This window comes from Corynebacterium sp. HMSC074A01 (assembly GCF_001831515.1).
Taxonomy (GTDB): domain Bacteria; phylum Actinomycetota; class Actinomycetes; order Mycobacteriales; family Mycobacteriaceae; genus Corynebacterium.
Genome location: NZ_KV825628.1, coordinates 22,514 through 45,325, shown reverse-complemented (window position 1 = coordinate 45,325; position 22,812 = coordinate 22,514). Strand labels below are relative to the sequence as shown.

Annotated in this window: 20 protein-coding genes; 15 read left to right on the top strand and 5 right to left on the bottom strand. The window is 66.2% G+C overall.

Translation table 11 applies throughout. From position 1 onward, the window contains the following. The first annotated feature begins 63 nt into the window (after positions 1 to 63). From hisD to HMPREF2550_RS08885, 15 genes are all read left to right on the top strand, one after another. On the top strand, positions 64 to 1,377 hold the full coding sequence (hisD, locus tag HMPREF2550_RS08950) for a histidinol dehydrogenase (protein ID WP_038591359.1): 1,314 nt from the start codon (positions 64 to 66) through the stop codon (positions 1,375 to 1,377). 5 nt (positions 1,378 to 1,382) lie between these two features. Beyond that, entirely contained in the window at positions 1,383 to 2,519 is a 1,137-nt protein-coding gene (locus HMPREF2550_RS08945; RefSeq protein WP_070790860.1) for a histidinol-phosphate transaminase, read from the top strand. After that, positions 2,500 to 3,132, top strand: a complete 633-nt coding sequence (hisB, locus tag HMPREF2550_RS08940; RefSeq protein WP_070790751.1) for an imidazoleglycerol-phosphate dehydratase HisB — start codon at positions 2,500 to 2,502, stop codon at positions 3,130 to 3,132. Before HMPREF2550_RS08945 ends, hisB begins: the two co-directional genes overlap by 20 nt. Then, entirely contained in the window at positions 3,133 to 3,309 is a 177-nt protein-coding gene (locus tag HMPREF2550_RS12340) for a hypothetical protein (protein ID WP_157727809.1), read from the top strand. 1 nt (position 3,310) lies between these two features. After that, entirely contained in the window at positions 3,311 to 4,630 is a 1,320-nt protein-coding gene (locus HMPREF2550_RS08935) for an MFS transporter (protein ID WP_070790750.1), read from the top strand. Positions 4,631 to 4,641: 11 nt separating this feature from the next. After that, entirely contained in the window at positions 4,642 to 5,295 is a 654-nt protein-coding gene (gene hisH / locus HMPREF2550_RS08930) for an imidazole glycerol phosphate synthase subunit HisH (RefSeq protein WP_070763556.1), read from the top strand. Between the two features lie 87 nt (positions 5,296 to 5,382). After that, entirely contained in the window at positions 5,383 to 6,138 is a 756-nt protein-coding gene (gene priA / locus HMPREF2550_RS08925) for a bifunctional 1-(5-phosphoribosyl)-5-((5-phosphoribosylamino)methylideneamino)imidazole-4-carboxamide isomerase/phosphoribosylanthranilate isomerase PriA (RefSeq protein ID WP_070790859.1), read from the top strand. A gap of 12 nt (positions 6,139 to 6,150) precedes the next feature. Continuing rightward, the gene (locus HMPREF2550_RS08920; RefSeq protein ID WP_070790749.1) at positions 6,151 to 6,987 is read left to right on the top strand and encodes an inositol monophosphatase family protein; all 837 of its coding nucleotides are present in this window, start codon (positions 6,151 to 6,153) and stop codon (positions 6,985 to 6,987) included. Positions 6,988 to 7,004: 17 nt separating this feature from the next. Continuing rightward, entirely contained in the window at positions 7,005 to 7,778 is a 774-nt protein-coding gene (gene hisF, locus HMPREF2550_RS08915) for an imidazole glycerol phosphate synthase subunit HisF (protein WP_070790748.1), read from the top strand. Then, positions 7,778 to 8,143 (top strand): phosphoribosyl-AMP cyclohydrolase, encoded by a 366-nt coding sequence (gene hisI / locus HMPREF2550_RS08910; protein WP_070790747.1) that lies wholly within the window; start codon positions 7,778 to 7,780, stop codon positions 8,141 to 8,143. The genes hisF and hisI overlap by 1 nt, the downstream gene beginning before the upstream one ends. Continuing rightward, positions 8,144 to 8,833, top strand: a complete 690-nt coding sequence (locus HMPREF2550_RS08905; protein ID WP_070790746.1) for a TIGR02234 family membrane protein — start codon at positions 8,144 to 8,146, stop codon at positions 8,831 to 8,833. Between the two features lie 76 nt (positions 8,834 to 8,909). Next, on the top strand, positions 8,910 to 9,755 hold the full coding sequence (locus tag HMPREF2550_RS08900; RefSeq protein ID WP_070790745.1) for an indole-3-glycerol phosphate synthase TrpC: 846 nt from the start codon (positions 8,910 to 8,912) through the stop codon (positions 9,753 to 9,755). A 64-nt stretch (positions 9,756 to 9,819) separates the two neighbouring features. Continuing rightward, positions 9,820 to 10,719 carry a prolipoprotein diacylglyceryl transferase gene (gene lgt / locus HMPREF2550_RS08895; RefSeq protein ID WP_070790744.1) on the top strand — a complete coding sequence of 300 codons (900 nt, stop codon included), beginning with the start codon at positions 9,820 to 9,822 and terminating at the stop codon, positions 10,717 to 10,719. A 138-nt stretch (positions 10,720 to 10,857) separates the two neighbouring features. Beyond that, entirely contained in the window at positions 10,858 to 12,279 is a 1,422-nt protein-coding gene (gene pyk / locus HMPREF2550_RS08890) for a pyruvate kinase (protein WP_070790743.1), read from the top strand. 36 nt (positions 12,280 to 12,315) lie between these two features. Continuing rightward, the gene (locus tag HMPREF2550_RS08885; protein WP_070790742.1) at positions 12,316 to 14,733 is read left to right on the top strand and encodes an excinuclease ABC subunit UvrA; all 2,418 of its coding nucleotides are present in this window, start codon (positions 12,316 to 12,318) and stop codon (positions 14,731 to 14,733) included. A 106-nt stretch (positions 14,734 to 14,839) separates the two neighbouring features. On the opposite strand, the gene HMPREF2550_RS08880 is transcribed toward HMPREF2550_RS08885, so the two are convergent. The 5 genes from HMPREF2550_RS08880 to HMPREF2550_RS08860 form a co-directional block, all read right to left on the bottom strand. Continuing rightward, positions 14,840 to 15,568, bottom strand: a complete 729-nt coding sequence (locus tag HMPREF2550_RS08880) for an aminotransferase class IV (RefSeq protein ID WP_070790741.1) — start codon at positions 15,566 to 15,568, stop codon at positions 14,840 to 14,842. Next, on the bottom strand, positions 15,561 to 17,414 hold the full coding sequence (locus HMPREF2550_RS08875) for a chorismate-binding protein (RefSeq protein ID WP_070790740.1): 1,854 nt from the start codon (positions 17,412 to 17,414) through the stop codon (positions 15,561 to 15,563). Before HMPREF2550_RS08875 ends, HMPREF2550_RS08880 begins: the two co-directional genes overlap by 8 nt. A gap of 54 nt (positions 17,415 to 17,468) precedes the next feature. Then, a complete protein-coding gene (locus tag HMPREF2550_RS08870) occupies positions 17,469 to 19,859 on the bottom strand; it encodes a glycogen/starch/alpha-glucan phosphorylase (protein WP_070790739.1) in 2,391 nt (796 codons plus the stop codon). Between the two features lie 128 nt (positions 19,860 to 19,987). After that, positions 19,988 to 21,349, bottom strand: a complete 1,362-nt coding sequence (locus tag HMPREF2550_RS08865; protein WP_070790738.1) for an amidohydrolase — start codon at positions 21,347 to 21,349, stop codon at positions 19,988 to 19,990. Between the two features lie 109 nt (positions 21,350 to 21,458). After that, on the bottom strand, positions 21,459 to 22,784 hold the full coding sequence (locus HMPREF2550_RS08860; protein ID WP_070790737.1) for a DUF4921 family protein: 1,326 nt from the start codon (positions 22,782 to 22,784) through the stop codon (positions 21,459 to 21,461). Positions 22,785 to 22,812: the final 28 nt, after the last annotated feature.

Sequence of the window (22,812 nt, the reverse complement as noted above, 5' to 3'; positions counted from 1 at the left end):
GCTGCACACGCCCCGAAGCACGCATCACAGAGCATTTCATAGAGCACAACTCCTGGAGAATTCATGCTGCACGTCACAGACTTACGGGGCCGCACCCCGTCCACGTCCGAGCTGCGCCGGGTCCTGCCGCGCGGCGGTACCGACGTCAACGCGGTGCTACCCACCGTCACACCAATCGTGGAAGCGGTGCGCGAAGGCGGCGCCGCCACCGCGCTGGACTACGGCGAGCAGTTCGACCATGTGCGCCCGACCGCGGTGCGCGTACCCGCCGAGGTGATCCAGCAGGCCACCGACGCACTCGATTCGGCGGTGCGCGACGCGCTCGAGGTGGCGATCGCGCGCATCCGCAAGGTGCACGAGGAACAGAAGCCGCAAAGCCACACAACTCGGCTGGCTGAGACCGCGCTGGTGACCGAGAAGTTCATCCCGGTCAACCGCGTCGGCCTCTACGTGCCCGGCGGCAAGGCCGTCTACCCCTCGAGCGTGCTGATGAACGTCATCCCCGCCCAGGCCGCGGGTGCGAGCTCGCTGGTGGTGTGTACCCCGCCGCAGGAGGAGTTCGGTGGCTGGCCGCACCCGACCACGCTGGCCGCCTGTCAGCTCCTGGGCGTCGACGAGGTGTGGGCCGTCGGTGGCGCGCAGGCCGTTGCGCTGATGGCCTACGGCGACGACGAGTGCGGGCTGGAACCGGTGGACATGGTCACCGGCCCCGGCAACATCTTCGTCACCGCAGCAAAGCGCGTGGTCAACGGCATCGTCGGCATTGACGCCGAGGCGGGTCCCAGCGAGATCGCCGTGATTGCCGACGAGCACGCCAACGCAGAGTACGTCGCGCTCGATCTCATCTCGCAGGCCGAGCACGACGAGCAGGCCGCCAGCGTGCTCATCACGGACTCGGAAGACTTCGCCGCCCGCGTCGACGCACTGGTGGAGGAGCGCTCGCAAGCAACGATCAACGCGGAGCGCGCCCGCAGCGCACTCGGCGGCAAGCAGTCCGGCATCGTCTTGGTTTCCGACCTGGATGCGGCGATCGACGTGGCCAACGCTTACGCCGCCGAACACCTGGAAATCCACACGGAAAACCCCCGCGAGGTCGCCGAGCGCATCATCAACGCCGGCGCGATCTTCGTCGGCCCGTACTCGCCGGTCCCGCTGGGCGACTACGCCGCAGGCTCGAACCACGTGCTGCCCACCTCCGGCACGGCGCGGTTTTCTGCGGGCCTGTCCACGCACACCTTCCTCAAGCCGGTCAACCTCATCGAGTACGACAGGAAGGCCCTGCAGGACATCGGCGCGGAGATCATCGCGCTGGCAACCGACGAGCAACTACCCGCGCACGGCGAATCTATCCGCGCACGCATGGGGAAGGAAAGCTAATGCAATTGAAGGACAACACCCTCGCCGCCGACACCGAACTTGGCGCGCTGCCGCTGCGTGAGGAGCTGCGCGGTAAATCCGCCTACGGTGCCCCGCAGCTCGAGGTGCCGGTCGCGCTGAACACGAACGAGAACCCGTACGCACCTTCGCAGCAGCTTATCGACGCCCTCGTAGACGAAGTCGCCCGCGTCTCCAAGGGGCTCAACCGCTACCCGGAGCGCGACGCGGTTGCGCTGCGCGAGGACCTCGCCGCCTACGTCTCCCGCCAGACCGGGGTACACGTCACCCGCGACAACGTGTGGGCGGCCAACGGCTCCAACGAAGTCTTGCAGCAGCTGCTGCAGGCCTTCGGCGGCCCGGGCCGCAGCGCCATGGGGTTTGTGCCCAGCTACTCCATGCACCCGATCCTTTCTGCAGGCACGCAGACGGAGTTCATTCCGATCCCGCGTGGGGAGGATTTCCGGATTGATATGGCGGCGGCGCTGGCGGGCGTCGAAAAGCATGCGCCGGACGTAATATTTATCACCACCCCGAACAACCCGACGGGCGATGTGACCAGTCTGGACGACATCGAGCGGCTGTTAAAGGCCGCGCCGGGCATCGTGATCGTGGACGAGGCCTACGCAGAGTTCTCGCCGAGCGCTTCCGCGACCACCCTGCTGGAGAAGTACCCGGAAAAGCTGGTGGTGTCGCGCACCATGTCTAAGGCTTTCGACTTCGCGGGCGGGCGCCTGGGCTACTTCGTCGCCGCGCCTGCGTTCATCGAGGCCGTGATGCTCGTGCGCCTGCCGTACCACCTCTCGGTGCTCTCGCAGGCTGCCGCACGCGTGGCGCTGCGCTTTGCCGACGAGACGCTGGCCAGCGTGGACACACTCGCGCAGGAGCGCAAGCGCGTCCAGGCCGAACTTGAGGCGATGGGCTACGATGTCGTGCCGAGCGAGTCGAACTTCGTGTTCTTCGGACCTTTCGGCTCGACTACCGAAAAAACGCACGAGGCGTGGCAGGCATTCTTGGACCGCGGGGTGCTCATCCGCGACGTCGGGGTGGCAGGCCACCTGCGCACCACGATCGGCCTGCCGCACGAAAACGACGCATTCCTTAAGGCAGCGAAGGAGGTACGCAATGCTGAAGAACTCGCGTAAGGACGCACAATTGGAGCCGCGTATCGGCACGGCGACTCGCACCACCAGCGAGTCCGACATCGCCGTCGAGATCAACCTGGACGGCACCGGCAACGTCGAGGTGGATACGGGCCTGCCCTTTTTTGATCACATGCTCACCGCCTTCGGCACCCACGGCGCGTTCGACCTGAAGGTCCAGGCCACAGGCGATACCCATATCGACGCCCACCACACGGTAGAGGACACTGCCATTACCCTGGGCTGGGCGCTTATCGACGCCGTGGGGGACAAGCGCGGCATCCGCCGTTTCGGCTCCATGCTGCTGCCCATGGACGAGACCCTCGTCGAGGGCGTGGTGGACCTGTCCGGCCGTCCCTACTTTGTCATGCACGGCGAGCCCGAGCACATGGACTGGCAGGTCATCGGCGGCCACTACGCCACGGTGATCAACCGCCACTTCTTCGAGACGCTGGCGTACAACGCGCGCATGACTCTCCACGTCAACGTGCGCTACGGGCGCGACCCGCACCACATCACCGAGGCGGAATACAAGGCCGTTGCCCGCAGCCTGCGCCAGGCCGTGGAGCGCGACCCGAAGATCACGGGGGTGCCGTCCACGAAGGGGGCGCTGTAGATGTTTAACGTCGCCGCCGGCATGTGGGTGGTCATCCTCTTCCTGCTCGCCGGCATGCTCGTCGGCGGGGTGTGGTCGGCCTACCAGAACGGCTCGAAGGCCGTCACCGTGATCCTGGCGCTGTGCGCCGTCATTGCTTTCGCATTCGCCCTGTTCAACATGGCAAAGGTGGTGTAAGGTGGCACTCTTTTCCCGTCGTCCCGTGACTGCGGAGGAAGTTAACTCATTGACAAGCGTGTGGCGGGCGCGCGGACTTAAGCCCGTCTTCTTGGCGATGATCTGCGCCTTCGGCGCATGGGCCCTCCTTTTGCCGGTGGTGCCGACCGCGGTGCTTGACGCGGGTGGGTCCGAAACCCTCGCAGGGCTGACCACTGGTGTGTTCATGCTCTTTACCGTGGTCACCCAGATCTTCACGCCCATGCTTTTGCGCAAGGTGGGATATACCACGGTCCTGTCAGTCTCTGCCTTCCTCCTCGGCTTTCCCGCCGTGGGCTATCTGCTGGGTATGAGCGCTCCGGCGGTACTGACCGTGTCCGCGATCCGTGGCGTGGGCTTCGGCGCGCTGACCGTGGCGGAGGCGGCGATCGTGGCCGAGCTCGTGCCGATTCGGCTGCTGGGCCGCGCCACCGGGCTGGTCGGTATCATGATTGGTTTGGCGCAGATGATCGCGTTGCCAGCGGGCATGGCGCTGGTACAGCGGATCGGCTACGACGCCGTGTACCTCATCGCGGGCGGTATTGGTCTGCTTGCCCTGGTGGCCTGCCAAGGCATCCCACCGATCCCGCCACCGACCGAGAAGTCCTCCGAGACCGACCACATCCACGTCCCCATGTGGCGGCTCGTGCTCGTGCCCGCCCTGGCGCTCATGTTTGTCACCACCGCCTACGGCGCGATTACGAACTTCCTGCCGGCGTCGATGCGCGAGCTCGACGCAGCGACCGGTGCCACACTCGGCGGGTTGATGCTGGGTCTGATGAACTTTGCCTCCATGCTGTCGCGCTACTACGCGGGCCGGGTGATGGACAAGGTAGGCCAGCCGGGCACGGTGATGATCCGCTTCCAGATCATCTCCGCACTCGGCGTTTTCGTCATGGCGGGCATCCTATTTTTAGACCTGCCGGTGTGGTGGATGGCGCTCGCCGCGCTGCTCTACGGCACAGGTTTCGGCGCGGTGCAGAACGAGGCGCTGACCATGATGTTCTACCGACTGCCGCGCTCGAAGACTTCGGAGGCCGCCGCCATTTGGAACATTGCTTACGACGGAGGCACGGGCATGGGCTCGACCTTCTACGGCATGTTGCTTACCACGATGGCGTTTGCACCGATGTTCGGTATCGCCTCGGGCGTGATCGTGCTGGGGCTGGTAGTCACGCTGCTCGACCGGCAGCTTGGACGCCACCGCGTGGTGGAGGTAAACAACCTGGCCGCGCGCCTGCAATCCGTCCAGGCGCCGCGGCGTTACAACCGCGGCGGCAAAAAGCGCTCAGGCGGACAGTAGAATACTCCACCATGAACGTCGCTCGCCCCTTAACGCAGGTTGCCCTTTTAGATTACGGCGCGGGAAACATCCGCTCCGCCCAGCGCGCCCTCGAACACGTCGGTGCCGAGGTCACAGTGACCACGGACCCGTACGTGGCCACCGAGGCCGCGGGCCTGGTCGTGCCCGGCGTCGGCGCCTTTGATGCGTGCATGCGGGGGCTAAACCGCGTTGACGGCGGCCGCGTGATCGGCCAGCGGCTTGCAGGCTCGCGCCCGGTGCTGGGGATCTGCGTGGGTCTGCAGGTGATGTTCGAGCGCGGTGTCGAACACGGGGTAGATACCGCAGGTTTCGGCGAGTGGCCGGGCGTGGTGGAAAAACTTGATGCCCCGGTGCTGCCGCACATGGGCTGGAACACCGTTGAGATGGCCAAGGACAGTGAGCTGTTTGCAGGCTTAGACTCAGATACCCGCTTCTACTTCGTCCACTCCTACGGGGTGCGCGAGTTCCCGCTTGTCGCCGACGAGTTCATCGCCTACCCCAAGCTGAGCTGGGCAACCCACGGCGCAAGCCGCTTTTTGGCGGCGGTGGAAAACGGCCCGCTGTGCGCGACCCAGTTCCACCCGGAAAAGTCCGGGGATGCAGGCCTGCACCTGTTGGAAAACTGGGTGGGTACGCTGAGGTAATCCGTCGCTGAATCGGTTCCGATTCAGCGCTGAGCGGGTGCGGCAACACTGCACGGTGCGTGTGGTCACGCTGCTACCATGTGCTTCATGGATTTCACTCTGTTGCCCGCCGTGGATGTAGTCAATGGCCAGGCCGTTCGCCTCGATCAGGGCGAGGCCGGCACCGAAAAGAGCTATGGTGACCCGCTTGAGGCCGCGCTGCGCTGGCAGGAGCAGGGTGCGACCTGGCTGCACTTCGTGGACCTGGACGCCGCATTCGGTCGTGGCTCCAACCACGAGATGATGGCGGACGTGGTCAAAAAGCTCGACATCAACGTGGAGCTGACTGGCGGCATTCGGGACGATGCTTCGCTTGAGCGCGCCCTGGCCACCGGCGCGCGTCGGGTAAACATCGGCACCGCAGCGCTGCAGCACCCGGAGTGGATGGTCGACGTGATTTCTCGCTACGGCGACAAGGTGGCCATCGACCTGGCTGTGCGTGAAGAGGACGGCCAGTGGCGCACGAAGGGCAACGGGTGGACCTCGGACGGCGGCGACCTGTGGGAGGTGCTCGAACTGTTCGACTCCGCCGGGTGCTCCCGCTTCGTGGTCACCGACGTGAGCAAGGACGGCATGCTTACCGGACCGAACGTGGACCTGCTGCGCGAGGTCTCCGCGGCCTGCGACGCATATGTCACGGCCTCCGGCGGCATTGCCACCCTGGACAACGTGGTGGAGTTGGCTTCTTACGCACACGAGGGGATCGACTCGGCGATTATTGGCAAGGCGCTCTACGAGCACAAGTTCACGCTCGACGAGGCGCTCAAGGCTGTCGCCGGTGCCACCCCGGCGTCGGACGAGTAAGGCGTAAGGCACGTGCCCGCAGAGTCGAACACAGCGCACCAGCTTGAGGAATACCTGGGGGTTGCGCACGAGGTTGTCGCCGAGGCGCGGGAGATCTTCCTCGCGCACCTGGGTGCGGCCCCAGCCCTGTACAAGGGCAAAGGAGATTTTGCCACTGAGGCCGACCTGGCCATCGAGAAGCTGCTGCGCCGTCGGCTCGAGGCGGCCACCGGCATCCCGGTTTTCGGGGAGGAGCAGGGCGGGACGCTCAATAGTGAAGCCTGCTGGGTGGTCGACCCGATCGACGGTACGTCGAACTACTCATCTGGCAACCCCAACTGCGCCATCCTTGTCTCCCTGCTGTTGAGAGGTGAGCCCGTCGTCGCGGTCACCGACATCCCGCTTTTTCGCACCCAGCTGTCCTGCCACGCGGGTTCGCCGGTGCTGCTTAACCACGAACCGCTGCCGCCGGTGGACCACACCACGGTGGCGGCCTGGCAGGTTGGTGTCGGCTCCGTGGGCTCGGACGACCGGCAGGCTTTTCCCGCGAGCATGCGTTTGGGGCTCCTCGGCGCGCTGGCAAAGGTGGACCTGCGCCCGCGTATTTCGGGCTCGGTCGGCGTCGACTTGGCTTTTGTCGCACAGGGCGTTTACCAGGCCGCCGTGAGCTTTTCGCCCTACATTTGGGACAACGCGGCCGGTGTGTGCCTCGCGCGCAGCGCGGGCGCGACTGTGAGCACGCCGGACGGGAGCGCGTGGACACCGGAGTCCGTGGGCGTGGTGGTGGGGACCGCCGCAGCGCACGAAATGATGCTGGGTAGCATGAGGGACGTGCGTGATACGCCCACCCCTGGCCCCAATACGTTGTAGAAAGAGTGCTGTAGACGATGTCTGTTGCCATCCGTGTAATTCCGTGTTTGGACGTGGACAATGGCCGCGTGGTCAAGGGGGTGAAGTTCGCCGACTTGAAGGACGCGGGCGACCCGGTCGAGCTGGCTAAGCGCTACGGTGCCGAGGGCGCCGACGAGCTGACCTTCTTAGACGTGTCCGCCTCCAAGGAAGGCCGCGGCACCATGATTGAGGTGGTGCGCCGCACCGCCGAGCAGGTCTTCATTCCGCTCACCGTCGGCGGCGGGGTGCGCTCGGCTGACGACGTGCGCGAGCTCCTGCGGGCAGGGGCGGACAAGGTCAGCGTGAACACCGCTGCGATTGCCAACCCGAACCTGTTGCGCGAGCTCAGCGAGGAGTTCGGCGCGCAGTGCATCGTGCTGTCTGTCGACGCGCGCCGCGTGCCCGAAGGCGGAGTCCCGCAACCCTCCGGCTTCGAGGCCACCACGCACGGCGGCACCAAATCTGCGGGTATCGACGCCATCGAGTGGGCCCGCACCGGCCAGGACTTAGGCGTCGGCGAGATCCTGCTCAACTCCATGGACGGAGACGGCACCAAGGAGGGCTTCGACTTGGAGCTGCTGCGCTTGGTGCGCGAGGCGGTGTCCATCCCGGTGATCGCCTCGGGCGGGGCGGGCAAAGCGGAGCACTTCCCGCCCGCCGTCGAGGCCGGCGCGGATGCGGTGCTGGCGGCGTCCATCTTCCACTTCGGCGAAGTTTCGATCGCCGAGGTCAAGGAGGCGCTCAAGGCTGCAGGGCAGGAGGTCCGCTAGTGTCGGCCGCCCCGGATACCCCCGAATCGTATGAGCTTGACCCCGACATCGCCGCGAAGCTGAAGCGCAACAACGCGGGCCTTGTACCCGCCGTGGTGCAGGCCGCAGGCAGCAGCGAGGTGCTCATGCTCGCCTGGATGGATGACCACGCGCTGGCGTACACGCTGGCCACCAGGCGTGGCACCTACTACTCGCGCTCGCGCAAAGAGTACTGGATCAAGGGGTTGACCAGCGGTCACACCCAGTACGTGCGCGAGGTGCGCCTGGATTGCGACGGGGATACGATCCTGCTCGTCGTCGACCAAGAAGGCGGCGCTTGCCACACCGGGGATCGCACCTGCTTTGACGCGGAAAGGTTGCTGTAGATGGCTGAGGTGGACAATCAGGCCGTGGACAAAGGCTGGTCGAAGCCGGGCGCGGCCGCGCTGGGCATCGGCGGGTCCGCGCTGTGGCTCTTCGCCCGCATGCCGTGGATCGAGGCGGCGTACGACGATAGCCTCGCCGGCAGCGGCACGGCAGAAATCACCGGGGCCGACTGGTCGACGGAGACGACGGCGCTTGCACTCTTACTCGTCGTCGGCATGATTGCGGGGCTGGCGCTGCGGCGCACTGGCCGACGGATCATCGGCGTGGTCGGCGCGCTGGCCGGTATCGGCGCGGCCGTCTCCCCGGCCGCGGTGCTGGCGGGCCCGATCTCGTACGAGCGGGTGCACGCGCTGTTGACCGTCGGCAGCGACGCCGCACAGGCCGCCCAGAGCACAGACACCGCCACGATCGCGGACTGGGCGGAGATCACCGCGACGACGGTGGCGGCTACCGGCCCGGCAGGCGCGCTCGCCGGCTGCGTGTGCGCCCTGCTCGGCGGGCTGGCGCTCGCACTGCGTCCCGGGCAGGACTCGGCGAAGCTGAACAAGTACGAGCAGGAGACGGTACGGCGCGAGAAGATCCGGGATGACTTAGAATCCCAGCCGGACTCAGGCCGTGTGCTGTGGGACGCACTTGATGCGGACATCGATCCGACGGAAGACCCCGCGCGTGACGGGAAGTCCCCTTAAGAAGCAGGGGAGAATTTCGCGCACCTGTGTGCGTTGTCTATTCTGTTGACAAGAGTCAATACTCCTGGAGGTAGTCATGGTGGTTCCTCACACTGCCGACACCGCAGGCATCGCGGAGGTCGCCGAGGCGATCGTGACGAGCGTGCTGCGCGACGTGGCACGCCGTGAGGCCGACGTGCCTTTCCAGGAGATCAAGGCGCGCTCGCGCGACATGGCCCCCACGAGGGATGCGCGCGCCGCCCTGCTGCGCCCGGGGTGCGGCGTGGTCGCGGAAATCAAGCGCAATTCGCCCGTCTACGGGCCGACCGCCGCGAAGTACCGCTCGATCGAAGAGGTCGCTCATGCCATCGAAGAGGGCGGGGCGCACCTGATCGCGTGCCAGACGGAGCGCCTGCGCTTCGACGGCTCGTTGACCGATATGGCCGCCGCCCGCGCCGCCGTCGAGCTGCCGATGGTGTGCCGCGACGTGATCGTGGACCCGTATCAGATCCACGAGGCCCGCTGCTTCGGCGCCGACGTGCTGCCGCTGCAGGTGGGCATCCTGGACCAGGCGCGCCTGGCGTCGCTGATCGACCGGGCGGAGTCGCTCGGCATGGTGGTGATGGCCGAGGTACGCACACCCCAGGATGCGGACCGCGCGCTCGCCGCCGGCGCGAGCGTGATCGCGGTGAACTCGTGGACCTTTGAGACAAACTCGCGCAACCCGGAGGCTTTCGCGGAGATCGCCCCGGGGCTGCCCAGCGAAGTCATCAAGATCAGCCTTGGCGGCGTGACCACCCCGCGCGACCTCATCAACGCCGCCGCGTGCGGCGCGGACGCGGTGCTGGCCGCCGAGGCGATCATGAGCGGCGGCGACATCTGCCAGGCCACCCGCGCGTTGGCTGCGGCGGGGCAGCACCCGGCGTGCCCGTCGCGTCGCTAAGTGCCCGCGGGGGCACCGGGGGCAGTGTTCGAAATTCCAGGCGGGCTCAGGCACACTGTGTGACGTGGAAACCTACATTCTGGCAAATATTCCCTCCCCGCCGCAGGGCGTGTGGCACGTCGGCCCAATTCCCATTCGCGCCTACGCGCTGTGCATCATCACGGGCATTCTCGTTGCGCTGTGGATCGGCGTGCGTCGCTACACGGCGCGCGGCGGGGACGCGGATGTGGTGTGGGACGCGGCGATTGTGGCGATCCCCGCGGGCATCATCGGCGGCCGCCTTTACCACGTGATCACGGATTACGATAAGTACTTCGGCGAGGGCAAAAACCCCTGGCAGGCCTTCAATATCACCGCCGGGGGCCTAGGGATCTGGGGTGCGGTCGCGCTTGGCACGCTCGCGGTGTGGGCGTTGATGCGCTACCGCAACGTGCCGTTTGCCCCGCTTGCCGACGCGCTCGCGCCCGGAGTCGTACTCGCCCAGGGCATCGGACGACTGGGCAACTGGTTCAACCAGGAGCTCTACGGTGCGGAAACGGATGTGCCATGGGCGCTGGACATCTACTACCGCGTCGACGAGGCCGGCAACTTCGCGCCGCTGACCGGCCGCTCAACCGGGGAAGTGCTTGCCAGCGTGCACCCGACCTTCCTGTACGAGCTGATATGGAACGTGGCCGTCTTCTGCCTGCTGATCTGGGCGGATCGCTACTTTAGGCTGGGCCATGGCCGCGTGTTTTGGCTGTACGTGGCCGGTTATACCTTCGGGCGCTTCTTCATCGAGCTGATGCGCACCGACGAGGCCACGCTCATTCTCGGGCAGCGGGTCAACTCTTGGGTTTCGGCGCTGGTCTTCCTCATCGCTATTGTGCTCTTCTTTTTCAGTGCGAAGGGGAGAGAGACGCCGGAGGAGGTCGACCCGCGTCGGCAAGCACAGGCGGGCGAGCGCAGTGCGAACGACGGGTGAGAACAATGCCTGATTATGTCCGATCGGGCATGATTGTGTGAAAGGGAGTAGCCTGGTCTCTTGCAAGACAGGGACGAAACAACACACACGTCTGATTTCGGCCCAGTACGTTCGCTACATCCAAGTAGGTGCATAAACATGGATAGAAGAACAAAGATCGTGTGTACGCTCGGCCCAGCTGTGGCGAGCAAGGAAGCTATCGTGGGCCTCGTGCGCGACGGGATGAACGTCGCGCGCCTGAACTTCTCGCACGGCGACCACGCCGACCACCAGCAGAACTACGACTGGGTGCGCGAGGCCACCGACGAGACGGGGCAAGCCGTGGGCGTGCTCGCGGACCTGCAGGGCCCGAAGATCCGCCTCGGCCGCTTCAAAGAAGGCGCGACTGAGTGGAAAGACGGCGAGATCGTCCGCATCACCACCGACGATGTCGAGGGCACGCACGACCGTGTCTCCACCACGTACAAGGGCCTGGCGCGTGATGCTTCCCCGGGCGATCGCCTGCTTGTCGACGATGGCAAGGTCGGCCTCGTCTGCGTCGAGGTTGACGGCAACGACGTGGTCTGCCGCGTGACCGAGGGCGGCCCGGTCTCCAACAACAAGGGTGTGTCCCTGCCCGGGATGAACATCTCGGTTCCAGCACTCAGCGAGAAGGACAAGGACGACCTGCGCTTCGCTCTGCGCATGGGCGTGGACCTGATCGCCCTGTCGTTTGTGCGCTCGCCGGCCGACGTGGACCTGGTCCACGAGATCATGGACGAGGTTGGCCGCCGCGTCCCCGTGATCGCCAAGCTGGAGAAGCCCGAGGCAGTCGACGCGATCGAGTCGATCATTCTCGCCTTCGACGCGGTGATGGTGGCTCGTGGCGACCTGGGCGTGGAGATCCCGCTCGAGGAGGTCCCCGCGGTGCAGAAGCGCGTCATCCAGATCGCCCGCGAGAACGCCAAGCCGGTGATCGTGGCAACGCAGATGCTCGACTCCATGATTGAGAACTCGCGCCCTACCCGCGCCGAGGCTTCCGACGTGGCCAACGCGGTCATCGACGGTGCGGATGCCGTCATGCTCTCCGGCGAGACCTCCGTGGGCGTGGACCCGCACAACGTGGTGCGCACCATGAGCCGCATCGTCCGCTCCGCCGAGGACTCCGGCATCGAGCCGAAGCTGCAGCACGTGCCTCGCACCAAGCGCGGCGTGGTGGCGTACGCCGCCAAGGACATCGCGACCAACCTGCACGCCAAGGCGATCATCACGTTCACCACCTCCGGTGACACGGCGCGCCGCGTCGCACGCCTGCGCCCGGACCTGCCGCTGCTCGCCTTTACCCCGAACCAGCAGGTGCGCTCGCAGCTCGCAGTGACCTGGGGTACCGACACCTTCCTGTGCCGCCGCACGCAGACCACCGACGACATGATCGCCGTGGTGGACGAGTCGCTGCTCGCACTGGATGACTACAACGAGGGGGACACCATCGTGGTGGTCGCCGGCACCCCGCCGGGGATTCCGGGCACCACGAACACCATCCGCGTCCACGAGCTGGGCGAGGACACCACCAGCCACTAGGAGGCGGTGCCCCACCGCGCGCGTAGGGTGGGGCGTATGCATGACAACCGAGACATCCGTGTACGCGACGCCCACCTGCACAACCTGCGCAACGTGGATGTGGATATCCCGCGCGGCACGCTTGTCGCGGTCACGGGTGTGTCCGGATCGGGCAAGTCCTCGCTCGCTTTTGGCACCATCCACGGCGAGGGTCAGCGCCGCTACCTGGAGTCGGTCGCGCCCTTTGCCCGTCGGCTGATTGGCTCGGCGGTGGATCCGCAGGTCGGCTCCGTCGACGGCTTGCCGCCGACGGTCGCACTCGAGCAGTCGACCTCGGGCGGTGGGGCGCGCTCGACTGTGGGTACGGTCTCCGCGCTGTCGAATAGCATCCGGCTGTTGTACTCACGCTGCGGCGAGAACCCGGATGGCCTGTACTCCGATTCCTTTTCCCCGAACACGCCCGAGGGTATGTGCCCGACCTGCCAGGGCACCGGCGTGGTCCACGAGCCGACCGAGGAATCCATGGTGCCGGATCCCACGCTGTCCATCGAGGACGGCGCCATCGCCGCCTGGCCGGGCGCGTGGGCGGGCAAGAACTTCCACGACATCCTGGCCACCCTGGGCTACGACCTCGATTCGCCCTGGCAGGAGCTGCCCAAAAAGGACCGCGAGTGGATCCTGTTTACCGACGAGCGCCCCGTCGTCACCGTCAAACCCTTACGCGGCGCGGACCAGATCCAGCGCAACTACCAGGGCACATGGCGCTCGGTGGCCTCGTACCTGACCAACACGCTCGCCGAGACCCAATCGGACACGCTGCGCAAACGCGTGCTGTCCTACATGGAGTCGCGCGTGTGCGAGACTTGCCACGGCCGCCGCCTCAACCCGGAGGCGCTCAAGGTCACCTACGCGGGGATGCCTATCGACGAGCTCGGCGCCCTGCCGCTCGACCGCGTCTACGAGGTGCTGGCCGCGCAGGAACCGTCCGAGGGCTCGGCCGAGGACCTGCTGCTCAAGCAGATCCTGCCTGCGCTGCAGTCTGCGCTCGATCTCGGCCTTGCGCACTTAAGCCTGGACCGGCCCGCTCGCACGCTGTCTGCCGGCGAGCTGCAGCGCATCCGGCTTTCCGCCCAGCTGCGCTCGGGGCTCTTCGGCGTCACCTACGTCCTCGACGAGCCCTCCGCCGGCCTGCACCCCGCCGAGCGCGGAGCCGTGCTGGACATCTGCCGCCGCTTCATCGAGGCCGGCAACTCCGTCCTTTTGGTCGAGCACGACATGGAGCTTGTTGCCCAAACCGACTGGCTCGTCGACGTCGGACCGCTCGCCGGTGAGGGCGGCGGCAAGGTGCTCTACTCGGGGCCCACCAGCGAGTACGCAGGTGATGCGCCGACGGCCCGCGCGCTTGCCAACCGGGCGCTGTCGCTCAACGGCGCGCCCCGCGATGCTGCCGGTTCGCTTGAGTTGTCCGGCGTGCAGGCACGTTCTATCGACGGGTTGGACGTTGCCTTCGGTCTGGGCCAGTTCACCGCCGTGGCAGGCGTGTCCGGTTCCGGCAAGTCCACCCTGGTAAGCACGGTGCTTGCGGGTGTTCTGCGGCAGGTGGCCTCGTCTGTCGTGGATGAGGACAGCGGTGAGGAGGCGGGGGAGTGGAGCGTCGAGAAGCATTCCGGCTTCGACGCGGTGCGCCGGGTCGTGCAGATCACCCAGAAGCCGATCGGGCGCACGCCGCGCTCGACGCTGGCGACGTATACGGGGCTCTTCGATGGTGTCCGCAAACTCTTCGCGGGAACTGACGAGGCGAAACGGCGCAAGTGGACGGTTTCGCGCTTTTCTTACAACGTGAAGCAGGGGCAGTGCCCGACCTGTGGCGGTGCCGGCAAGATCGAGGTCGAGCTGGTGTTTCTGCCGGGTTCGTACACGACTTGTCCGGACTGCGCGGGCGCGCGCTACAACGACGAAACCCTCGAGGTGACCTGGGAGGGCCGCACCATCGCCGAGGTGCTGGACCTGACCGTCGACGAGGCCGCGGACGTGTTTGACGACGAGCCGAAGATCCTGCGCGCGGTAGAAACGCTGCAGGCCGTGGGGTTGGGGTACCTGCGGCTTGGCCAGGGCGCGCCCGAGCTGTCCGGCGGCGAGGCGCAACGCATCAAGCTGGCCACCGAGCTGCAGCGCTCCCGCAACTCACGCCGCGGACACACCGTGTACCTGCTTGACGAGCCGACCACCGGCCTCCACCCCGCCGACGTCGCCCTGCTGGTCACCGAGCTCAACAGCCTCGTCGACGCAGGCCAGACCGTCATTGTGGTCGAGCACGACACCTCGGTACTCGCGCAGGCCGACAGGATCATCGAGATGGGCCCGGGCGCGGGTGCCGAGGGCGGTCAGGTGGTTGCTTCTGGTACTCCGGCGGAGCTGGCTGCGTGCGACACGCCGACGGGGCGGGTGCTCGTCGAGCGCGCGGCGCGGGTCTAGATGCGTTGTTCTAAATGGAGCTAGCTCCGTTTGGGGTCGGCGGTTTTGCGCGACCTGGTGTTTTGCGGGCGGCGCGGGTCTAAATGGAGCTAGCTCCATTTGGGACCTACACCGGCTGGAAGCCGTCCCACCACCAGGCGCGCCAGGCGTCGACGTCCGGGTGCGCCGGGGGAGTGAGCACGCGCGTGCCGAGATGTAGCTCGCTGACTGGGCTGATGCCGTGCAGGGAGTTGAGGAACCAGAGGGGGTGTGAGGCCGCGGCGTCGGGAAACAATTGGCGGCATTCCACTCGCAGGCCCAGCTGTTCCGCACGCTCGATGACCTGGTGCAGCGTGATACTCGGCAACTTCACACCGTCAGGGACGCACAGGGTCGTACCATCCCACATCACTAGCGCACCCGTGGTGGTCTCAAGCATCGCGCCACCCGCATCGACGATAACGGTGTCGTCGGTGCCATCTACCTGATACCGCGAACGGTAGGCGTGGAAGGCGGGGAAGTCCGGTCCCTTGATCTCGGGTTTCGTGCGGGGGTCGTCGGCCACGACGTACGTCAGGGTGGTCTGCGGGCGAGGGGAGGGGGCGGGGCGGACGTCGAGAAGCAACAGGTCTTGGGACAGCGCGATACGGGGAAACAGCTCGCCTTCCGCGAGCAGTGGCAGCATGGCATCGACGAAACCTGCGGGCAGCGGGCCTGCCGCGCGAGCAAAGCGAGCGAGGTGCGCCTCGAGGCCGTGCGCGCGGCCGGAGGAGTGCCGCCAGGAGTCGACGACGTCGAGGGGGCCGTCGGGGAAGTCCCGCTCGACGAACGAGCCGTGCCAGGCGTACTTACGCATCCCACGCCCCCAGCACGGACTGGGCTTTGAGGTTGCGCTCGGCAAGCTCGGCGTGCGCGTCGGAATCGAGCACGATCGCGCCACCCGCGCCCACTGTCACGGTGTTGCCCGCGCGCACCGCAGTGCGGATGACCACCGAGAGGTCGGCCTGCCCGTCGAAGCCGAAGTAGCCCAGCGCGCCGGAGTACACCCCGCGCGGGGCGCACTCGAGCCGGTCGATGATCTCGCAGGTGCGCAGCTTCGGCGCGCCGGTCATCGAACCCGGCGGGAACGCCGCCCGCACTGCGTCGACGGCCGTGCGTCCCTCGCGAAGTCGCCCGGTGATGGTGGAGACGAGCTGGTGGACGGTCGCGTAGCTTTCCACCTGCATGAGCCGGGGCACGCGCACGGTGCCCGGCTCGCAGACGCGCGAGAGGTCGTTGCGCAGCAGATCAACGATCATGAGGTTCTCGGCGCGAGTCTTGGCGTCACTCAGCAGCGCCGGGTCTTCGTCGGCGGCGATGGTGCCCTTGATCGGCTTGGCCTCCACGTCGCGCCCGCGCACGGTGAGGAAACGCTCGGGCGAGGCGCTGGCAACCTCCACGCCGTCAAAAAACAGGTGCGCGGCATAGGGCGCGGGGTTGTGTTCGCGCAGCTCGCGGTAGATATCGCCGTGAGCCTCTGCCGTGTAGGTATCAGTCAGGCACACCTCGTAACTTTCGCCCGCGCGCAGCTGGTCCTGTGCTTCCCGGATGCTGCCAAGGTAGTCCGGGTTGGCCCATACGCCCTCGCTTATCGACGCCCCCTGCCCACCATCCGCGCCCGCAAGCGCCTTCTCGAGACGGTCAAGGAGCACGTCTGCGCCGTCACCTGCCAGCGCGCATAGGTGCGCGACCTCAGCGGCGTGGTCGTAGACGATGAAGGATTGGGGGCGCACGAAATAGGCGTCCGGATATTCCGAGCGGTGTTGCAGCGTGATCGGCAAGGTCAGCTGCGCGCACTCGTAGCCGAGGTAGCCGATGAGCCCGCCGGTGAAAGGCAGGTCGGGGGCGTCAACAATGGGCGTGGCAAGTTCCGCCTCAAGAGTGGTGAGGATATCGGGGGTATCGCCGAACGCGTAGCGAAACGTCCGCGACAGCTCGCCTGCGGTATCGCCGAGGATGGAGTACTTGCCGCGGGCGTCGGCGGAGTCGAGGAAGAACGCATCGTTGCTCTCGCGTTTGATCGCGTTGAAGACGCGCTGGCAGTCGAGCACGCCGGGCACCTCGCGGTGGATGAGCCGCCACCCGCCGATGAAGTTGCGGATCAGCGCCGCACCGTGCTGGGTGAGCACGGATTCGGGGTGGAATTGCACGCCCCAGTGGTCCAGGCCGTCGACCTTGAGCGCCTGGATTACGCCGTCCTCGCTGCGAGCGTGCACCGTGATGCCTTCTACCTCCTCGTCCACATGCAGGGAGTGGTAGCGCACCACCTCGAAGTCCTGCGGGATGCCGGCGAAGATGCCCTCGCCGGAGTGCGTGATCGTGGAGACGAAGCCGTGGCGCGGCTCGGGCGCGCGCGTTACGGCCGCACCGGCGAGCATCGCGAGCCCTTGGTGGCCCAGGCATACGCCAAGCAGCGGAATGCCGGCGTCGGCAGCGGCCTCGATCACGCGTCGGGAGGTACCGAAGTCTTCCTCGCGCGCAGGAGTGCCCGGGCCAGGGGAGATGAGGATATGGGAAAACTCCCCGGCACGAATGCGTGCGGGGAGCGTGTCAGCTGCCGGATCGTCGCAGGCCACGACGAGCGGTGAGATACCGGTGGCCTCGGCGACGAGGTGGGCGAGGTTGAAGGTATAGGAGTCGCGGTTATCCAGCAGCAAGATCATAGCGCCGTTGATCTTACTGCCGGGGCGACTCCGCCCACCCTCGGCCCAGCAGGGCTAGTTGATCGGGGTCGGGTCGAGCTTCCAGACCTCTTCTGCGTAGTCGCGGATGGTGCGGTCGGAGGAGAAGCGGCCGGACTCGCAAATGTTGATCCAGCACATCTTTGCCCAGTGGTCCGGGTCCGCGTAGTACTCGTTGGCCATGCGGTCGCGGGTGGCGCGGAAGTCCGCGTAGTCGCCGAGGACGTAGTAGACGTCCGGGTCATCGAAACCGAAGCCGTCGAGCAGGGAGGCCCGGATGTCGTGGAAGGCGCCGCTGCCGTTGTCCTCCAACGTGCCGTCGACAAGCGCATCGAGCACGCGCATCAAACCGGGGGTCTCCGCGGCGACGGCCTTCGGGTCGTAGCTGCGCTTGAGCTCAGGCAGCTCCTCCTCGCGGGCGCCGAAGATGTAGGCGTTGTCCTCGCCGACGGCATCGACGATTTCCACGTTCGCGCCGTCCATGGTGCCCAGGGTCAGTGCGCCGTTCATCATGAACTTCATGTTCGAGGTGCCCGAGGCCTCCTTGCCCGCGGTGGAGATCTGCTCGGAGACGTCGGTGGCCGGGATGATCTGCTCCGCCGGGGAGACGTTGTAGTTCTCCACGAAGACCACGTGCAGGTACTGCGAGGCGACCGGGTCGTTGTTGACCAGCTGGCCGATCGCGTTGATGAGCTTGATGATGCCCTTGGCCATCGTGTAGCCCGGTGCCGCCTTCGCGCCGAAGATGAAGGTGCGCTTCGGTACGTCGCGCTCGCCGTCCTGGGTGATGCGGAAGTACAGGTCCAGGATGTACAGGGCGTTCATCAGCTGGCGCTTGTACTCGTGCAGGCGCTTGATCTGGGTGTCAAAGATGGAGTCCGGGTCCACCTCGTCGCCCTGGCGCTGCGCGATCCACTCGGCGAAGTCGCGCTTGTTGGCGGCCTTGATCTCGCGCAGCTCGCGCAGCACCTCCGGATCTTCGGCGAAGTGGCGCAGTTCGCGCAGCTTGGCGAGGTCGGTGACCCACTCGTCGTTACCAGCGAGACGGTCGAGCAGCTCGGACAGGCGCGGGTTGCACATGCGCAGCCAGCGGCGCGGGGTCACGCCGTTGGTCTTGTTGTTGAAGCGCTCCGGGTACATCTCGTACCAGTAGTTCAGCGTATCGCGCTTGAGAATCTCGGTGTGCAGTGCGGCCACGCCGTTGACGGAATAGGAGGCGTAGCAGGCGATCCACGCCATGTGGATCGCGCCGTCGTGCACCGGCGAGTAGTGGTGCGCGGTCTCCGGGGCGATGCCGCGGGCTTCCATGTCGAGGCGGTAGCGACGGTCGATCTCCTGCACGATCTCCCAAATGCGCCAGAACAGCTGCTTGAAGATGGACTCTTCCCAGGTCTCCAGCGCCTCCTGCAGCACGGTGTGGTTGGTGTAGGCGAAGGTCTTGGAGGTGACCGCCCAGGCCTCGTCCCAGCCCATGTCGTGCTCGTCCATGAGCAGGCGCATCAATTCCGGGATGCCCAGGACCGGGTGGGTGTCGTTGAGCTGGATCGAGTTGTACTTGTGGAAGTTGCTCAGGTCCTCGCCGTGGTGCTCGATGTAGTTCTCCACCAGCTCCTGCAGGGAGGCGGAGACGAAGAAGTACTGCTGACGCACGCGCAGCAGCTTGCCGGCGTAGCTGGAGTCGTTGGGGTAGAGCACGCGCGTGATGTCGTGGACCGCCTCGCGCTCCAGGATCGCGTCGGTGAAGCGCTGGTGGTTAAACGCGTCGTAATCAAACTCGTGCATCGGGGAGGCATCCCACAGGCGCAGGGTGCCGACGTTGTCCGTGCCGTAGCCGGTGATCGGCATGTCATGCGGGATAGCGCGCACGTGCATGTCGTCGAATTTGACGATGCGCTGCTGCGAGCCGTGGCGCACGATGAATGGGTAGAAGGACTCCTTCCAGGCGTCCGGGTGCTCCTTCTGGAACCCGTCGACGAACTCTTGGCGGAACAGGCCGTAGCGGTACAGAAGGCCGTAGCCGGTCAGCGGGTAGTCCTGCGTGACAGCCGAATCGAGGAAGCAGGCGGCAAGGCGGCCCAGGCCACCGTTGCCGAGCGCGGCGTCGTGCTCCGCTTCAAGCACGTCCGAGAGTTCGTGCCCGTTGGCCTTCGCTGCGGCCTTGGCCTCGTCCACCAGGCCCAGGTTGGTCAGGTTGTTCAGCAGCGCACGGCCCTGCAGAAACTCGGCGGAGAAGTACGCTGCCTGGCGGGTGCCCGCGTACGCGCTGCGGGTGGCGTCCCAGTTATCGGCGAGCTGTTCCATCACGGCTGCGGACAGGCCGGTCCAGAACTTCTTGTTCGTGGCGTTTTCCGGGGTGCGGCCGCCGAACGCGCGGACGTGTCCGGCGAGCGCTTCGTTGAGCGCGGGGGCGTGTGCGGGGGTATTCATCCTAAAAAGAACCTCATTCCACCTTCAATTGGCTGCTACGTGCTGTATGCGCGTCACTGCTGTCCGAGCCTACAGATTGACCCGCGACTGTGCTTGCCCGCGCGCACAGCCCCCTGCTCAGCCCCCGCTCAGCGCGCCTCCGCCTCCGGCAGGCCGAGCTCCCCGATGTCGGCGCGTGCGGCGTCGGCCGGATCCTCGGGGTCCTCGCAGTCGTCCTCGACGTCTTCCGTCTTTGCCAAGTACGTCAGCACTGCGGCAAGCCCTGCGTTCGTCGCTGCCTTGATGGTGGGCTCGTACTCGGGCAGGAAGGTGGACATGTGGTTGACCGGCACGTCCTGCTCCACGCGGTCGGCGGCGACTGCCTTGTCCCACTGCTCCTGCGGCGTGCAGCCGATGAGCCAGAAGAAGTAGGGCACGCCGAAGGCCTGCGGCAGGACGGGGAAGTCCTCCGAGACGGTCTTGCGTGCGGCGTTGACGCTTTCGGTGCCGAAGACGTCGTCGAAAGTGGCGCGGACCTTGTTGTAGACGATCGCGTCGTTGCTCATCAGCTCGCCGTGCGCGAAGTACTCAATCGTCGGTGCCTCGGTGGAACCGGACGCCAGTACCTCGGCGTGGACGACACGCTCGATGGAGGCGTACACGCGCGCCTTGGTGCGCTCGCTGTAGAAGCGGCAGTTGAGCACCAGCTCTGCATGCCCCGGGATGATGTTGTTGGTGGTACCTGCGTGCATGCTGGCCACAGTGATTACCGCGAAGTCGTTCGGGTCGACCTCGCGGCCCACCACAGCCTGCATGCGGGCGATGATCATCGCCGCGGTGTAGGTGGGGTCGATCGCGTTGTGCGGCATGGAGCCGTGCGCGCTGCGGCCGGGGATCCGGATGCGGATGGAATCACAGGCCGCGAACTGCGGGCCGGCCTTGGACATCACCTGGCCCGCGCGGCCCGGCATGACGTGCTGGCCGAAGCAGACCTCGGGGAAGGGGATCTTGTCCACCAAGCCGTCGTCCACCATCGCCTCGGCACCCGCGCCGATCTCCTCGCCCGGCTGGAATAAGGCAATGAAGGTGCCAGACCACTTGTCGCGCGTGTTGTCTAAGTGGTGGCACATGCCGACCAGCGCCGCGGTGTGAATGTCGTGGCCGCAGGCGTGCATCGTGCCGACGACCTCGCCGTCCTTGGTGGTGACCTTCTTGTGCGAGGCATACGGCACGCCGGTCTGCTCGGTGACCGGCAGGCCGTCAAAGTCCGCGCGGTGCAGCACGGTTCGGCCCTCGCCGTTGCGGAAGATGGCGCAGATGCCGTACTTACCAATCGGGGCGATGACCTCGCAGTCGAGGTAGCTGAGCTCCAGCAGCAGGCGCTGGTGGGTCTCCTCCTCCTGGAGGGAGAGCTCCGGGTTAGCGTGCAGCAGCTCGTAGAGCCGGCGCTGCCAGGCCGGATCGATCTCATAGGATTCGATGATGGACGCGATCGTGCTCGTGTCGCTCAAGGTCACTCCTCCGCGCGGAGTTAGCCCGCGCGCTCGATGGTTTCTTCGGTGTTGCTACATGTCTACCATCGTCGCCCAGGTCGCGGGGCCGGGGAGTGCAAAAGGAGGCCTACCCAACCGCCGGGTTATAGCGCAGTGTGTTGCGCGCCGGCGCGCACTCCGTGGCAATGCGGATGTCCTGGTCAATGCGCCTTTCGTCGCGCAGGCGGTACATGTTGGACACCACGCGGTCGCGGATATCAAAGGGCGAGAGTGTATTGACGTAGATCTTCGTGCCGCCCTCAAACCCGGCGAGCGTGGAAATGCGCCACTTGATGTTGATCCGCCACGGCATCGGCAGATCCAGGTCGACGGGCCGGTAGTGCCACTCCTCGTTGGTGGAGACCTCCGTGCCCGTTGCCGCGTGCACGGCGTGCAGCAGGTTGGACATGTTGCGCACCTCGCGCTCGGACTGCAGCCACGGCTCGCACACCGGCGACTTCGAATAGACGCTCAAGGTGGGGTAGCGGTGCCCGATGCCCACCACCACGATCGCGTCCTCGTTCTCTGCGACCACCAGGTTGTGGTAACTGGCGTAGTTCACCCCCCACTCGTTGTACATGTTCACGTTCTGCCGCAGCTTGGAGATCTCGAGCTCGGCCTGGACCCCGCGCTCGTCGATAGCCACCAGCTGCTTGTGCAGGTGATTGAAGGAGGCGCCGGCGGGTGCCAGCCAGTTCTGGAAGACCACCACGTATGGCGAGTAGCGGTTCTCGTCGACAAGGTCGCGCAGCGCGTCGATGGTGAAGGTGATAAAGGCGTTGTGCTCATCCGGGGTGAGCGTGCCGGAGCCGGCGAGCTGGGAGTCGTTTTCCGCGCCGTCGACAAAGTGGCGGCGCCCAATGATCACGTCGTGCCCGCCGGCGAAGTAGGCCGGCAGGTACTCAAGCAGCTCCTCCTCGGTCGGCTCGCCGACAAAGCCGGAGGCGTTCAGGCGCGTGCGCACGATCTGGAAGATGTGCTCGCGGCCTGCGTGATCTGCCAGGTAGTGCTCCATGTGCTCGCGCTGCGCCGCCGACATGTCGTAGCCGTAGTTCTCCTTCCAGTACTGGTAGGAGACGATTTCGAAGAGGTTGGGCACGCGGCGAAACTCCGCGCGGGTGGCCTCAAGCTCGTGCGGCATCTGGTTGCGCAGGATCTCCCACCCCGCCTCGGTGCGCACCATGCGCGACTTCTCCGGCGGGGTGGCCAGCAGCTTGCCTTCGCAGAAGTTGCAGGCGTGGGTGAAATCTTCCTCCCGCACCGGCTGCGCCTCGCCCGAAGGCTTGCTCAGCGGCCGGTTGCCGCGCCCCGGCACCGTCCACACTTGCGTGCCGGAAAACGGGTTGACCTGCTTGATCGTCCCGTCGGCCATGGTGGACAGTGCATCTCTGTACGAGGGCAGGGGAAAGCTCATGCGCTCCAGCGTAGACCTTTGGTTAGGC